General features: G+C 75.1%; 10 protein-coding genes. 7 read left to right on the top strand and 3 right to left on the bottom strand.

Translation table 11 applies throughout. The features are described 5' to 3' along the window. The first annotated feature begins 146 nt into the window (after window positions 1-146). The 6 genes from ACFV0O_RS35165 to ACFV0O_RS35140 all read left to right on the top strand — a co-directional run bounded on the left by ACFV0O_RS35165 (window position 147) and on the right by ACFV0O_RS35140 (window position 6325). Entirely contained in the window at window positions 147-983 is an 837-nt protein-coding gene (locus ACFV0O_RS35165) for an alpha/beta fold hydrolase (protein ID WP_380347979.1), read from the top strand. A 307-nt stretch (window positions 984-1290) separates the two neighbouring features. Continuing rightward, on the top strand, window positions 1291-3165 hold the full coding sequence (locus ACFV0O_RS35160) for an amidohydrolase (RefSeq protein ID WP_380348001.1): 1875 nt from the start codon (window positions 1291-1293) through the stop codon (window positions 3163-3165). A gap of 173 nt (window positions 3166-3338) precedes the next feature. After that, entirely contained in the window at window positions 3339-4001 is a 663-nt protein-coding gene (locus ACFV0O_RS35155; RefSeq protein ID WP_360261838.1) for a hydrolase, read from the top strand. Window positions 4002-4076: 75 nt separating this feature from the next. Beyond that, window positions 4077-4601, top strand: a complete 525-nt coding sequence (locus ACFV0O_RS35150) for a DoxX family protein (protein WP_380347977.1) — start codon at window positions 4077-4079, stop codon at window positions 4599-4601. After that, window positions 4582-5322 (top strand): YoaK family protein, encoded by a 741-nt coding sequence (locus tag ACFV0O_RS35145; protein ID WP_380347975.1) that lies wholly within the window; start codon window positions 4582-4584, stop codon window positions 5320-5322. Before ACFV0O_RS35150 ends, ACFV0O_RS35145 begins: the two co-directional genes overlap by 20 nt. Before the next feature lie 79 nt (window positions 5323-5401). Further along, entirely contained in the window at window positions 5402-6325 is a 924-nt protein-coding gene (locus ACFV0O_RS35140) for a VOC family protein (protein WP_380347973.1), read from the top strand. 146 nt (window positions 6326-6471) lie between these two features. On the opposite strand, the gene ACFV0O_RS35135 is transcribed toward ACFV0O_RS35140, so the two are convergent. The 3 genes from ACFV0O_RS35135 to ACFV0O_RS35125 form a co-directional block, all read right to left on the bottom strand. Further along, window positions 6472-7518, bottom strand: coding sequence for a helix-turn-helix domain-containing protein (locus ACFV0O_RS35135; RefSeq protein ID WP_380347971.1), 1047 nt, complete (start codon window positions 7516-7518; stop codon window positions 6472-6474). A 255-nt stretch (window positions 7519-7773) separates the two neighbouring features. Beyond that, the gene (locus tag ACFV0O_RS35130; RefSeq protein ID WP_380347969.1) at window positions 7774-8787 is read right to left on the bottom strand and encodes a helix-turn-helix domain-containing protein; all 1014 of its coding nucleotides are present in this window, start codon (window positions 8785-8787) and stop codon (window positions 7774-7776) included. A gap of 137 nt (window positions 8788-8924) precedes the next feature. Further along, entirely contained in the window at window positions 8925-11651 is a 2727-nt protein-coding gene (locus ACFV0O_RS35125) for a BREX system ATP-binding domain-containing protein (protein WP_380347967.1), read from the bottom strand. Window positions 11652-11939: 288 nt separating this feature from the next. Between ACFV0O_RS35125 and ACFV0O_RS35120 the strand changes: the two genes are divergently transcribed. Further along, window positions 11940-14000 (top strand): phosphocholine-specific phospholipase C, encoded by a 2061-nt coding sequence (locus ACFV0O_RS35120; protein ID WP_380347965.1) that lies wholly within the window; start codon window positions 11940-11942, stop codon window positions 13998-14000. Window positions 14001-14166 lie beyond the last annotated feature (166 nt).

The raw sequence follows: 14166 nt of genomic DNA, 5'->3' as shown, positions 1-14166 counted from the left end.
ACAAGTCTCGCCGGCTCCTGTGCTTTTGTTTTGTTACACCGCCGCGCCCCCCCCCCCCCCCCCCGCCCCCCCGGGCGGCGGGGGCCCCCCCGGGCCCCCCGCCCCCCCCCCCACCACAGCGGATCACAGAGAAGAGACGACAGCCCATGCCGTTCATCACCGTCGGCCAGGAGAACACCACCCCCATCGACCTCTACTACGAGGACCACGGCACCGGTCAGCCGGTCGTGCTGATCCACGGGTTCCCGCTGGACGGGCACTCCTGGGAGCGGCAGAGCGCCGCGCTGCTCGACGCCGGCTACCGGGTGATCACCTACGACCGCCGCGGCTTCGGCCGGTCGTCGCAGCCCACCACCGGCTACGACTACGACACCTTCGCCGCCGACCTGAACACCGTGCTGGAGACCCTGGACGTCCGGGACGCCGTGCTGGTCGGCTTCTCGATGGGCACCGGCGAGGTCGCCCGGTACGTGTCCGCCCACGGCTCGGCCCGCGTCGCCAAGGTCGCCTTCCTGGCCTCCCTGGAGCCCTGCCTGCTGAAGACCGACGACAACCCGGACGGCGTCGCCCCGAAGGAGTTCTTCGACGGCATCGTCGCCGCGGTGAAGGCCGACCGCTACGCCTACTACCGCGACTTCTTCCAGGACTTCTACAACCTGGACGAGAACCTCGGCTCCCGGATCAGCGAGGAGGCCGTCCGCAACAGCTGGAACACCGCGGCCGGCGGCGGCTTCTTCGCGGCCTCGGCCGCGCCGGCCACCTGGTACACCGACTTCCGCGCCGACCTGCCCCGCATCGACGTGCCGGCGCTGATCCTGCACGGCACCGGTGACCGCATCCTGCCGGTCGAGAACACCGCGCGGCCGTTCCACCGGGCGCTGCCCTCCGCCGAGTACGTGGAGATCGAGGGCGCGCCGCACGGCCTGCTGTGGACCCACGCCGAGGAGGTCAACGAGGCGCTGCTGGCCTTCCTCGCGAAGTGACCCCCGGGCGGCCCGTCCGCCCCGCGCCCGGCACAGGGCCGAGCCCCGGGCCCTCTCCCGTCCCTCCGGACGGGGGAGGGCCCGGGGCTCTTCCGTCGTCCGCGACCGCGCTCCGGACGGCGGGTGCGCCCCCGGACCGAAGGGTGTGCGCTCAGCGCAAAATCCCTTCCCCACCGGCGACTTAACGTTCCATCAGGCGTTCGGCGCGGAGCCGGTCCCGTGACCGCCGGCCCGCCCGGACGCCCCTCCACCGCCCGCACCGGGGCGGTGGTCCGAACCGTCACAGGAGGCTGGACAGGTGCCTGCAATGCCGGTCGGCGGGCTGGTCCCCCACGCCGTCGAGAACGCGGCCGACGTCGTCGTCCGCAACGCGAAGATCCACACCGGGGACGCCCGCCGCCCCTCGGCCGGCGCCCTCGCCGTCCGCGACGGCCTGATCACGGCCGTCGGGGACGACGCGGACGTCGCCCCGCTCATCGGGCCCGCCACCACCGTGGTGGACGCCCTCGGCCGGCGGGTCGTGCCCGGCCTCAACGACTCGCACCTGCACGTGATCCGGGGCGGCCTCAACTACGTCCTGGAACTGCGCTGGGACGGCGTGACCTCGCTGCGCCAGGGCCTGGCGATGCTGCGGGAGCAGGCCGCCCGCACGCCCGCCGGGCAGTGGGTGCGGGTCGTCGGCGGCTGGTCGGCGGAGCAGTTCGCCGAGCGGCGGCTGCCGACGCCAGCCGAGCTGAACGAGGCCGCGCCGGACACCCCGGTGTTCGTCCTCCACCTCTACCAGTCGGCGATCCTCAACCGCGCGGCGCTGCAGGCCGCCGGCTTCACCCGGGACACCCCCGACCCGAAGGGCGGCCGGATCGTCCGCGGCCGCGGCGGCGAGCCCACCGGCATGCTGCTGGCCGCGCCCGCCGCGCTGATCCTCTACTCCACCCTCGCCAAGGCACCCGCCCTGGCGCCCGAGGAGCGCAAGGCGTCCACCCGGCACTTCCTGCGCGAGCTGAACCGCTTCGGGCTGACCTCGGCGATCGACGCCGCCGGCGGTTTCCAGAACTTCCCGGAGAACTACGCCACGGTCACCGAACTCGCCCGGGAGGGCCTGCTCTCCCTGCGCATCGCCTACCACCTCTTCCCGCAGACCCCGGGGCAGGAGCTGGACGACCTCACCCGCTGGATCGAGACGGTCCGCCCCGGCGACGGTGACGAGTGGCTGCGGCTGAACGGCGCCGGCGAGAACCTCACCTGGGCCGCCGCCGACTTCGAGAACTTCGCCGAACCCCGCCCCGAACTCGACGGCTTCGAGGGCGAGTTCGAGAAGGCCGTCCGCATGCTCACGGAGCACGGCTGGGGCTTCCGGCTGCACGCGACGTACGACGAGACGATCCGCCGGGACCTGGCGGTGTTCGAGAAGCTCGCCGCCGAGGGACTCTTCCCCGCCGGGAACCGGTGGCTCTTCGACCACGCGGAGACCGTCTCCCGGGACAGCCTGGACCGGATCGCGGCGCTCGGCGGCTCGCTCGCCGTGCAGAACCGGCTCTCCTTCCAGGGCGAGGTGTTCACCCGGCGGTACGGCGTCGGCGCCGCCGCCGAGGCCCCGCCGATCCGCGCGATGCTGGACCGCGGGCTGACCGTCGCCGCCGGCACCGACGCCACCCGGGTGTCCTCGTACAACCCCTGGGTCGCCCTGCACTGGCTGGTCTCCGGCCGCACGGTCGGCGGCCTGGCGATCCGGCCGCCGCAGAACCGGGTCGACCGCGCGACCGCCCTCGCGATGTACACCACGGCGGGCGCCGCGCTCACCGGCGAGCAGGACGTCAAGGGCGTGCTGCGGCCCGGCTGTTACGGCGACCTCGCGGTCCTGTCCGACGACTTCTTCACGGTGCCCGAGCACGAGATCCCGCACATCGAGTCCCTGCTGACCGTGGTCGGCGGCCGGATCGTCCACGCCGCCGCGGACTACGAGGGCATGGACGAGGAACTCCCGGCGATCACCCCGGAATGGAGCCCGGTCGCCCGCTTCGGCGGCTACCAGAACCACCGGAGCCCCGGCAGCCGGGGCGCCCGCCAGGCCGAGCTGCTCGGCGAGGTCGTCGCCGAGTCGGAGCTGCAGCGCGACTGGCGCGCGGGGCGCGGCCTGGCGACCGAGCAGGCCCGGCCGTTCGACCCCTGCTTCCTCCTCTGAGGACGCGGTCCGCCCGGCGCCCGGGCGCACCCGGCCCTCCGCCCGACCGGCCCCCGGACCACCCGCCGGTCGGACCCTCGGACCACCGGCCGGTCCGGTCCGGACCGCCCACCCGACTCCCGCCGCGGAACGCCCCGCGGCGGATCCACCGGAAGTCCCGAAAGGAACCCCTCATGGTCGACCTCACCCAGGTCAGCGCGACTCCCAGCCCCGACCTGCTGACCCCCGACAACGCCGTGGTGCTGTTCGTGGACCACCAGCCGCAGATGTTCTTCGGCACCGGCAGCGGCGACCGCACCGCGATCATCAACGCCACCGTCGGCCTCGCCAAGGCCGCCCGGGCCTTCGACGTCCCGGCCGTGCTGACCACCGTCGCCGCCGAGTCCTTCTCCGGCCCGCTGCTGCCGCAGCTGGCCGCCGTCTTCCCGAAGGCCGAGGTCCTCGACCGCACCTCGATGAACGCCTGGGAGGACGAGGCGGTCGTCGAGGCGGTCAGGGCCACCGGCCGCGGCAAGGTCGTCATCGCCGGCCTGTGGACCGAGGTCTGCCTGGTCCTGCCGGTGCTGTCCATGATCGACCAGGGCTACGAGGTCTACGTCGTCACCGACGCTTCCGGCGGCGTCTCGCCGCAGGCCCACGAGCACGCGGTCCAGCGGATGACGCAGGCCGGCGCGGTGCCGGTCACCTGGGTCCAGGTGCTGCTGGAGCTCCAGCGCGACTGGGCGCGGACCGAGACCTACGGCGCCGTCATGGAGATCGTCAAGGAGCACGGCGGTGCGTACGGCCTCGGCGTCGTCTACGCGCAGGCCGTCATCGGCGAGCACGCCGCGGGCTGAGCCGGCGTCCGCCGACTCCGCAACAGCAACAGCAACAGCAACAGCAACAAACGACCAGGGACAGGAACAGGAACGATGGACACCGGACTGCTGGTCCTCCGTGTGGTGGTGGGCCTGCTCATCGCCGGACACGGCGTACAGAAGGTGAGTCACCGGCTCGGCGGCAACGGCCTCGCCGGCGGGACGGAGGAGTTCCGGCACGACGGCTTCGGCGGCGGGACGCTCACCGCGCTCGCCGCGGGCGCCGGGCAGATCGGTTCGGGACTGTTCCTGGCCCTGGGCGCGCTCACCCCGCTGGCCGCGATGGCCGCCATGGGCGTGATGACGGTGGCGCTGACGGTCAAGCTGCCGCACGGCCTCTGGGTGCAGGACGACGGCTACGAGTACCCGCTGGTGCTCGTCGTCGTCTCGGGAGCGCTCGCGCTCACCGGCCCGGGCCGGTGGTCGGCCGACCACGCCGCCGGCCTGACCGCCTGGCCGCTGTGGCTGACCGTCGCGGCCGTGGTGCTCGGCCCGGCGAGCGGGCTGCTCACCCGGCTGGTCCTGCACCGCGCGCCGGTGCCCGAGGAGGCGGCGGCCGGTGCGCGCCCTGTCGGCTGACGCCCTGCGGACGCTGGTCCCGCCGCGCGCGGACCGGCACGGCCCGCTGCCGCCGCTGCTGCTCCTGCTGACGGTCGCCACCGGGGTGGTGGACGCGGTGAGCTACCTCGGCCTCGGCCACGTGTTCGTGGCGAACATGACCGGCAACGTGGTCTTCCTGGGGTTCGCCCTCGCGGGGGCCCCGGGGCTGTCGGCCGCGGCCTCGCTGGTCTCGCTGACGGCCTTCCTGGCCGGTGCGCTCGTCGGCGGACGGCTCGGCAGCCGGACCCCGGCCCACCGCGGCCGGCTGCTGGCCCTGGCCGCCGCGGTCCAGACCGTCCTGCTGGCCGCGGCGGCCACCACCGCCGCGGTCGGCGGGACGGGCGGGACGGGCGGGGCCGACGGCTACCCGCTGATCGTCCTGCTCGGACTGGGCATGGGCCTGCAGAACGCGGTGGCCCGGCGGCTCGGCGTGCCCGACCTGACCACCACCGTGCTCACCCTCACCCTCACCGGCCTGGCCGCCGACTCCACGGCGGCCGGGGGCGCGGCACCGCGCCCGGGACGCCGGATCCTCTCCGCCCTGGCGATGCTGCTCGGCGGCCTCGCGGGCGCGGCGCTGGTCCTGCACGGGCGGCCCGCCACCGCCCTCGCCCTGGCCGCCCTGCTGCTCCTGGCCACGGCGCTGACCGCCCACCGGCTCTCGGCCCCCGACGCCCACTGGGCTCCGCCGACCGCCTGACCCCACCCACCGACACACCCTCACGCGCCCGGCCCCGCACCGCGGGCGCCGGGCGCGGCGACGACCGGGAGGTCCCCCGATGACACGACGCTCCGTCCGCCGCGTGGTCCCGCTGGTGGCGGCACTCGCCGCGCTGACGGCGGTCCCGACCGCCTCGGCGGCCCCGGGCACCCCGCCCCGGGCCGCGGGCCAGCACCGGCAGTTCGCCGTCGGCCCGCAGTACGACTCCACCCACGTCTACGTCGAACCGGGCACCGAGCAGGCCTTCGCGGCCTGCTGGGTGGCGACCTTCGGCGGGACGACGATCGGGCCGAACGCCACGCAGGTGACGCCCACGCCGAGCCGGACGCTGTCCGAGCTGGTGGTCTCCCCCGTCGGCACCCTGTCGGTGTTCGACTACACCACGCCCGTCCCGTACCCGTTCGGCGCCGAGCGCACCGGCTGGCTGGTGACCGACCTCGACCAGGCGGTCCGCGCCGCCCGGGCCGACGGCGCGGCCGTGACGGTGGCCCCGTTCGCCGACCCGATCGGGCGGGACGCCGTCATCCGTTTCCCCGGCGGGATCGACGCCCAGCTCTACGTGCACACCACCCCGCCGTCCTACCCCGACCTGGCGAGCGTGCCGGAGAACCGGCTCTACCTGTCGCCCGACGCGGTCGGCGACTTCCTGCACAGCTACCTCGCCTTCACCCGGGGCCGGATCGTCTCCGACGACCGGCGGGCCGACGGCGCCGCCATCGGGCTGCCCGGCACCACGTACCGGCTGCTGCGGCTCACCTCCGGCTTCGGCACCACGACGGTCGCCGTGACCGACGGCGGCCTGCCGTACCCCTTCGGCCGGGAACTCACCGGCTACGGCGTGCCCGACCTCGGCGCGACCCTGCAGCGGGCGAAGGCCGCCGGCGCCTCGGTGCTGTGGGGTCCCGTCACGGCGGGCGGCCGGGACAGCGCGATGGTGCGTTTCCCGGGCGGCTACGTCGCGGAGGTCCACGCCGAACGGTGAACGGCCGCCACGAAGGGACCGCCGGGCGCGGCAGCGCACCCGACGGCCCCTCCCGGCCCGTCCCGCATGGCGGTCCCGAGCGGCGGCGGCACGTGGCGGTCCGGGGCGGCGGCGCCGCGTGCCGATCCCGCCCGGCCGTAGCGTGCTCAGACCGCGACGCCGTACCCGGACGGCGCGGCACCGGGCACCAGGTGGGCCGCCGACGACGGCCGTACGGCGACGGATCCGACGTCCGCCCCGGCGCGGGCCCGCCACTCGCGCGGGGAGATCCCGTAGACGGCCCGGAAGGCCCGGCTGAAGTGACTGGCGCTCACGAAGCCCCACCGGCCCGCCACCGCCGCCACGGTGGGCCGGTCGGCCGAGCGGCGGGCCAGGTCCCGGCGGCACACGTCCAGCCGCCGGAGCTGGATCCAGCGGGCCACCGTCACGCCCTCGAAGCGGAAGAGCTTGTGCAGGTACCGCACCGACACGTGGTGGGCGGCCGCGATCGACTCCGGCGAGAGGTCCGGGTCCCCGAGGTGGCGCAGGACGTGGTCCTTCACCCGGGCCAGGGTGGCCAGCGCCGCCTCGGGGGCCTCCGGCACGAACCGGCCGCGGCGCTCCTGGGCGAGCACCGCCACCAGGTCCAGCGCCGTGGTCGCGAGCCAGGACGCCACGTGCGGCTCCATCGAGCCGGCCGACCGGGAGAGGCACTCCAGGTACCCGGCCACCAGCCGGGCGGTGTCGTCGGTGCCACCGGTGCCCTGGAAGGCCGTCGCGGTCAGCACCCGCAGGTCCTCCTCACGGACGCCCGCGGCCGACCTCGGCCAGTGGAAGGCGGTGAAGGCGAAGGCGTCCGGCAGGTCCTTGGCGAACGGGCGCCCGGCGTCGGAGACCGCGAAGGTGCCGGGCCGCAGCTCGACCCGGTGGCCGTCCTGGACCAGGCGGGCGGTGCCGCGGTGCTGCAGGGCCAGCGTGAGGTGGTCCTCCCCGCCGCGGGCGATCAGCGCCGCGCTGCGCTCGACCCGTTGCGGCCCGGCCTCCACCAGGGCGACCTGCAGGTCGCCCAGCCGGTGGCTGGTGATCGTGCCGGGGTCCGGCACGCCGTCGGGCAGCGACACGTCGAGCGGGACGAAGGTGCGGGAGACGGCCTCGTGCCAGTACTCCGCGCGGTCGGCGGACGGTACCTCGGTGGTGTCGAGGACGACGGACATCGGTGCTCCTGGAACGGCTGTGGGACGGGGCGGACATGGCAGGGCGGACGGGGCAGGGCGGACGGGGGCGCGGGGCGGACTGGGTGGGGCGGGGCGCGCACGGGAGGGCCGGCTCGCCGTCCCGACGGGCTCCGGGGGACGGCTCACCACGGGCCGCCGAGCAGGGCCACGTGCCGGCTGCCGAGGACTGGATCAGCGGATCAGCACGGCCCGGGAGGTGCCGCCGGGGCAGCCGGCCGGCGGTCCGGCGGCGCGTCAGCCGGCGTCGCCGTCGCGCACGTCGCACGCGTCCCGCACGTCGCCGTCGCGCCCGTCCCGCAGGTCGCGCCACTCCCGGGGCGAGACGCCGTACGCGGCGCGGAAGATCCGGCTGAAGTGCGCCGGGTTGACGAAGCCCCAGCGCTGGGCGACGGCCGAGACCGTCGGCGCGGTGCGCCCGCGCCGGGCCAACTCGCGGGCGCAGGCCTCCAGGCGGCGCTGCTGGACGAGCCGGCTCACCGTCACTCCCTCCCCCTCGAAGATCCGGTGCAGGTAGCGCACGGAGATGTGGTGGGCGTGCGCGATCCGCTCGGGCGCCAGCTCCGGGTCGGCCAGGTGGTGGTCGACGTACTCGCGCACCCGCCGGACCAGGTGGCTGATCGGGGTGTCCTCCCGCGCGGCCGGCCGGGTGCCGGCCAGCTCGGTCACCAGGGCGCTCAGCAGGTCCGCGACGCTGCCCGCCAGCCGGTCGCCGACCGGGGGCGGGTAGGAGTGCGCCGAGGCGGCGAGGCTGCCGAGGAACGGCAGCAGCACCGGTCCGCAGCCCTCCGTGGGGCCGACGGCCGTCGCCGTCGCCCGCCGCAGGTCCCGCTCCGGCACGCCCAGCAGCCGGCGCGGCAGGTGGATCAGGTGGGTGCGGAAGCGCTCCGGGTAGTCCAGGGCGTACGGACGCGCCGTGTCGTACACCACGAGCCCGCCCGGCGGCACCTCGGCCCGGCGCCCGTCCTGCTCCAGGACGGCCCGCCCCTCCACCTGCACCCCGACCCCGACCTGCGGCTCGCTGCTCGGGGCCCGTCCGATCAGCGCAGCCGTGCGGGAGAGCCGGGCGGCGTCCGCCTCCAGCGTGGAGATCCGCAGGTAGCCGAGCCGGTGGGACACCAGGACTGCGTCGAACGGCCGCTCGGTACGCGGGTGCACCTCGACCGGGACGACCGCCCGCGACACCGCCCCGCGCCAGTACGCCGCCTTGTCCCCGTCCGCCACCGACGCGGTCGTCACCCGCACGCCCATCTGACCGCCCTTCCGCCGACCTCCTGCGGAGCCAGCCTGGCGTGCGGGTACGGGGGGCCGTTAGGTCATCTGACTGCCCTTTCCGGCAGCCCGCCGCGAAGCCGCGCCGGCGACCGGCCGGCGGGCGCCGGTGCAGGTCAGGTGCTGTCCAGGGCGTGGGCGAGGGCGGCCCGCGAGGTGATGCCGAGCTTGGGGAAGATCTTGTAGAGGTGGGCCGCGACGGTGCGGGGCGACAGCTGGAGGCGGCGGCCGATCTCCTTGTTGGTCAGCCCGGTCGCGGCGAGCCGGGCTATCCGCAGCTCCTGGCCGGTGAGGCCGGACGGTTCCGCGGCCGGTGCGCCGGGCGGCGGTGCCACCGGTTCGCCGGCGGCCCGCAGCTCCTCCTCGCAGCGCTGCGCCCAGGGGTCCGCACCGAGGCGGCGGAACACGTGGTGGGCGATGCGCAGCGGCTCCCTGGCGCCGGGCCGGTGGCGGCGGCGCAGCCACGAGCCGTGGGCGAGCCGCAGCCGGGCGAGGTCGAACACCCACCGCTCGGCGCCGGGGACGGCGTACGCGGCGCGGTAGGCGGCGTCGGCCTCCTCGTCGTCGGCGGCCAGCGCCTCGGCGGCCGCGCACAGGAAGGCGTGGCGGGAGGAGATCTCCGCGGAGCGGGCGGCCCGCCCGGCGGCGAGGTGGGCCCGCGCCTCCTCGCGCCGGCCGGTGTGCACGGCGGCCGTGACCAGGTCCAGGACCAGGGCGTGGTGCCAGGGCGGGCCACCGGGCAGCCGCCCGGGCGGGGTGAGTTCGCAGAAGTGCGCGTACGCCTCCTCGTGGCGCCCGTGCGCGAGCGCGACCAGTCCGCGCAGGTGGGTGAGCCGGTCGAGGACGTAGCGCATCCGGGCCCGGGTGGCGACGGGCCGGATCGCCTCGTCGACCTCCCGCAGTCCGGCCTCGTCCCCCCGACCGGCCAGGAAGTGGGCGTGGTACTGGCGGAACATCAACGCGTTGGCCTCGTAGCCGAGTTCGTCGGCCATCTCGGCCTCGCGCAGGCAGACGGCCGCCCGGTCCCACTGGCCGAGCAGGAAGTCCTGGTGACACTTGGCCTTGGCGATCGAGCCCTGGGTGGCGTAACTGTGCAGGCCGGTGAAGCGCTGCCACAGGTCGTCCTCGGGGCAGTCGAGCGCCGAGGCGGTCCACAGCAGCAGCCAGGCGGCCCCGGCTTCCTGCTCCTCCGTCATGCCGTCGGCGACGGCCCGCAGGGTGGCGACCGTGTCCGGGCCCGGATCGGTCCAGGCCCGCAGACACAGCCGGCCCGCCGCGGAGACCTCGTCCCGGTGCCGTTCCAGGGCCCGCCAGGCCCAGGGGTCGTCCGTGTAGGTGGCAGCCAGGAGCAGTTTGAAGAAGACCTGTTCGGTCAGCCCGCCGAAGGTGTCGGCGCCCGGGGCGGTGAGCGCGTCGAGGGCGCCGGGCAGCAGCGCGGCGGAGGACTCGAAGTCGACATGGTGGCTCTGGTCGGCGTAGACCACCGCGTACGCGAACAGCGGCGCGACGTCGGCGGGCACGGTGCTGGTCTTCAACTCGTCGACCAGGGCGGCGGTGTGGTGCAGCTGTCCGCCGCGGGCCGACATCACCGAGGCCCAGGTGAGCCGGCGGACCCGGTCACAGGAGCTGGGGCTGAGGACGGCGGCGCGTTCGAGCAGCAGCGCGCCCTCGGCGTCGCCGCCGCGGCGGGCGAGGTCGCGGCCGGCTTCCTGCAGGCGGTGGGCGAGGTCCTCGTCGGGCAGCAGTGCGGCGGAGGCCTCGTGGACCAGCCGCTGGGGGTCGTCCGCGGCGAGGACGTCGGACAGGGCGCGGTGGGCCTCGCGGCGCGCGGCGTCGGAGGCCGCGGCGACGACGGCGGTGCGGACCAGGGGGTGGCGGAACACCAGCCGGCCGGCCGGGTCGAGCCGGGCCAGGCCGTCCGCCTCGATGCGGGCCAGGGTCTGCTGCGGGTCGTCGTCGGCGACGGCGCGCAGCCAGCCGCCGTTGCTGAAGTCCGGTCCGGTGGCGAGGGCGCCGAGCAGCAGGAAGCGGCCGGCCTCCGGCGTCACCGCGTCCAGCCGTTCGGCGAACATCCGCTCCAGCTTCCGTCCCAGTGGCAGCCGTTCGGGCAGCGGGGCGGTCCCCCGCTGCTGGGCGTCCGCCAGCTGGTGCGGCAGTTCCACCAGGGCCAGGGGGTTCCCGGCCGCCTCCGCCAGGACGCGGTCCCGGGCGGGCGCGGCAAGGTCGGGGTAGCGGGCGCCCAGCAGCAGGGCCGCGTCCGTCCGGGGCAGCGCGCGGACCTCGACGGCCTCGGCCGACCAGGTCTGCGCGGCCGGTCCGTCCGGGCGGCTGGCGCCGACGATCACCACCGGCACCTCGGCGCCGCGCCGGTGCAGGAAGGCGAAGACGGTGGCGCTCGACGAGTCGATCCAGTGCAGGTCGTCCAGGACCAGCAGGACGGGGGCGGTCCGCACCGCCTCCTCCAGCAGCGCCAGGGCGGCGGCTCCCACCGCGAAACCGCTCGGGGTGCCGGAGCGGACGCCGAACGCGCTCTCCAGGGCGTCCCGCTGGTGGGCGGAGAGCGCGTCGGAGTGCTGGAGCAGCGGGCGGAAGGCCTGGTGGAGGGCGCCGAACGCGAGGTCGGTCTCCGCCTCCGCGCCGATGGCCCGCAGCACGGTGAAGCCCCGCTCCCGGGCGGCGCGTTCGGCCCAGCCCAGCAGGGTGGACTTGCCGACGCCGGGCTCGCCGCGCAACAGCACCGTGGACCCGCTGCCGCCGTCCTCGGCCTGCACCAGGGCCGCGGTGAGCAGTTCCGTCTCACGCTGCCGCCCCACCACGGCCGGGACCCGGCTGTCGTGCGCCACGTCTTCGTTCCCCCTCGGGTCGGTCGGACGGACCGCCCGCCCAGGGCACCCAAGGCTAATGCCCGTCAGGACCTGCGATGACCACTCCGGGTGTGGCTCCGACCACATGCGGCAACACGCGCGGAGGGCGGCCGCCGACGTTCCGCCGACAGAACGTGTTCAGACAACTCGAGGCGTTCGTCGGCCGTACAGCGGGCAGTCATGAATGGTCCGCCGGACGGTACCCCGCAGCCGCTGTCCTTGGGGTGCCGTCCTCCACCCTCGCGACACCCAGAGGTCGATCCACCCATGGCAGAGCTGAACCGTCGTCGTTTCCTCCAACTCGCGGGCGCCACCGCCGCGTTCTCCACACTCTCGCAGAGCATCGCGCGCGCGGCGGCGATCGCCCCGCAGGGCGCCACCGGCACCCTCCAGGACGTCGAGCACATCGTCGTCCTGATGCAGGAGAACCGTTCGTTCGACCACTACTTCGGCGCGATGAAGGGCGTCCGCGGCTTCGGCGACCCCCGCCCGGTGACCCTGCCGAGCGGCAAGTCGGTGTGGCACCAGACGGACAGCAGCAAGAAGGAGGTGCTGCCGTTCCGCCCCCGGGTCGACGACCTGGGCATGCAGTTCGTCCAGGACCTGAACCACGACTGGGCCGGCGGCCACAAGGCCTTCAACAACGGCAGGTACGACCAGTGGGTGCCCGCCAAGACGGCCACCACCATGGCCTACCTGACCCGCCAGGACATCCCGTTCCACTACGCGCTCGCCGACGCGTTCACCCTGTGCGACGCCTACCACTGCTCGTTCATCGGCTCCACCGACCCGAACCGCTACTACATGTGGACGGGGTACACCGGCAACGACGGCACCGGCGGCGGGCCGGTCCTCGGCAACCAGGAGGCCGGGTACGGCTGGACGACCTACCCCGAGCGCCTGGAGAAGGCCGGGGTCTCCTGGAAGGTCTACCAGGACGTCGGCGACGGCCTGGACGCGGCGGGCTCCTGGGGCTGGATAAGCGACGCCTACCGCGGCAACTACGGCGACAACTCGCTCCTCTACTTCACCAACTACCGCAACGCCAAGCCCGGCGACCCGCTGTACGACAAGGCCCGCACCGGCACCGACGCCAAGGCGGGCGACGGCCTGTTCGACGGCCTGCGCCGCGACGTCCAGGCCGGCACGCTGCCGCAGATCTCCTGGATCGCCGCGCCCGAGGCGTTCACCGAGCACCCCAACTGGCCCGCCAACTACGGCGCCTGGTACGTCTCCCAGGTGCTGGACGCGCTGACCTCCGACCCCGACGTGTGGGCCCGCACCGCCCTGTTCATCACCTACGACGAGAACGACGGCTTCTTCGACCACGTCGTGCCGCCGTTCCCGCCGTCCTCGGCCTCCCAGGGCCTGTCCACCGTCGCGACCTCGGCCGACTACTTCACCGGGAACATCGGCAACGCGGCCGGCCCGTACGGCCTCGGCCAGCGGGTGCCGATGCTGGTGGTCTCGCCCTGGAGCACCGGCGGCTACAGCTGCTCGGAGACCTTCGACCACACCTCGATCATCCGCTTCATGGAGCGCCGCTTCGGCGTGCTGGAGCCCAACATCTCGCCCTGGCGGCGCGCCATCTGCGGCGACCTGACCTCCGCCTTCGACTTCACCGCGTCGAACACCGCGAAGGCCGCGCTGCCCTCCACGGCCGGCTACTTCCCGCCGGACCGCAACCGGCACCCCGACTACGTGCCCACCCCGCCCGCCACCGGCACCATGCCGGTCCAGGAGCCGGGCGCCAGGCCCACCCGCCCGCTCAAGTACGCCCCGTCCGTGGACGGCGCGGCCGACACCGGAACCGGCAAGTACCGCCTCACGTTCAGCGGCGGCGCGGCAGCCGGCGCCCAGTTCCTGGTGACCTCGCCCAACCGCACCGACGGCCCGTGGACCTACACCGCCGAGGCCGGCAAGTCGATCGGGGACGCCTGGAACACCACCTACTCCAAGGGCGTCACCGACCTCACCGTGCACGGGCCGAACGGGTTCCTGCGCCGCTTCCGCAACCCCGGCAAGACCGCCGGGCCCGAGGTCACCGCACGCCACAACGCGACCACCGGCAACCTCGACCTCACCCTCACCAACGCGGGCGCGGCCGACGTCGTCCTCACCGTCGCCAACGCCTACGCCGGCACCCCGCGGACCGTCACCGTCCGCCGCGGCGCGACCGTCGCGTACAGCGTCGCCCTCGGCGCCTGCCGCAACTGGTACGACGTGACCGTCACCTCGGCCGCGACCGCCGACTTCGTCCGCCGCCTGGCCGGCCACGTGGAGACCGGCGCCCCGGGCCTCTCCGACCCGGGCATCGTCACCTCCTGAGCCCACCGGCCCCACCCCCGCCGACGGCCCACCCCGGGCACCACACCCCCCCGGGGCGGGCCGCGGCCGCCCCCCCCCGCCCGGGTCGACCGGGCCGTCCCCCGTCTCGTATACACAACACCCACCCCCCGATACCCTCTACAAACGCGCTTGCGCGGGTGGGGCG

It is taken from the genome of Kitasatospora sp. NPDC059577, assembly GCF_042735475.1.
Classification (GTDB): Bacteria; Actinomycetota; Actinomycetes; order Streptomycetales; family Streptomycetaceae; genus Kitasatospora.
Note: the sequence above shows the minus strand (reverse complement) of the source record. Positions and strands in the feature narration are given on the sequence as shown.

Excerpts from the sequence above, each read along its gene's own strand:
- ACFV0O_RS35165 (WP_380347979.1), top strand. The coding sequence starts at position 147 with ATGCCGTTCATCACCGTCGGCCAGGAGAACACCACCCCCATCGACCTC.
- ACFV0O_RS35160 (WP_380348001.1), top strand. The coding sequence starts at position 1,291 with ATGCCGGTCGGCGGGCTGGTCCCCCACGCCGTCGAGAACGCGGCCGAC.
- ACFV0O_RS35155 (WP_360261838.1), top strand. The coding sequence starts at position 3,339 with ATGGTCGACCTCACCCAGGTCAGCGCGACTCCCAGCCCCGACCTGCTG.
- ACFV0O_RS35150 (WP_380347977.1), top strand. The coding sequence starts at position 4,077 with ATGGACACCGGACTGCTGGTCCTCCGTGTGGTGGTGGGCCTGCTCATC.
- ACFV0O_RS35140 (WP_380347973.1), top strand. The coding sequence starts at position 5,402 with ATGACACGACGCTCCGTCCGCCGCGTGGTCCCGCTGGTGGCGGCACTC.
- ACFV0O_RS35135 (WP_380347971.1), bottom strand. The coding sequence starts at position 7,518 with ATGTCCGTCGTCCTCGACACCACCGAGGTACCGTCCGCCGACCGCGCG.
- ACFV0O_RS35130 (WP_380347969.1), bottom strand. The coding sequence starts at position 8,787 with ATGGGCGTGCGGGTGACGACCGCGTCGGTGGCGGACGGGGACAAGGCG.
- ACFV0O_RS35120 (WP_380347965.1), top strand. The coding sequence starts at position 11,940 with ATGGCAGAGCTGAACCGTCGTCGTTTCCTCCAACTCGCGGGCGCCACC.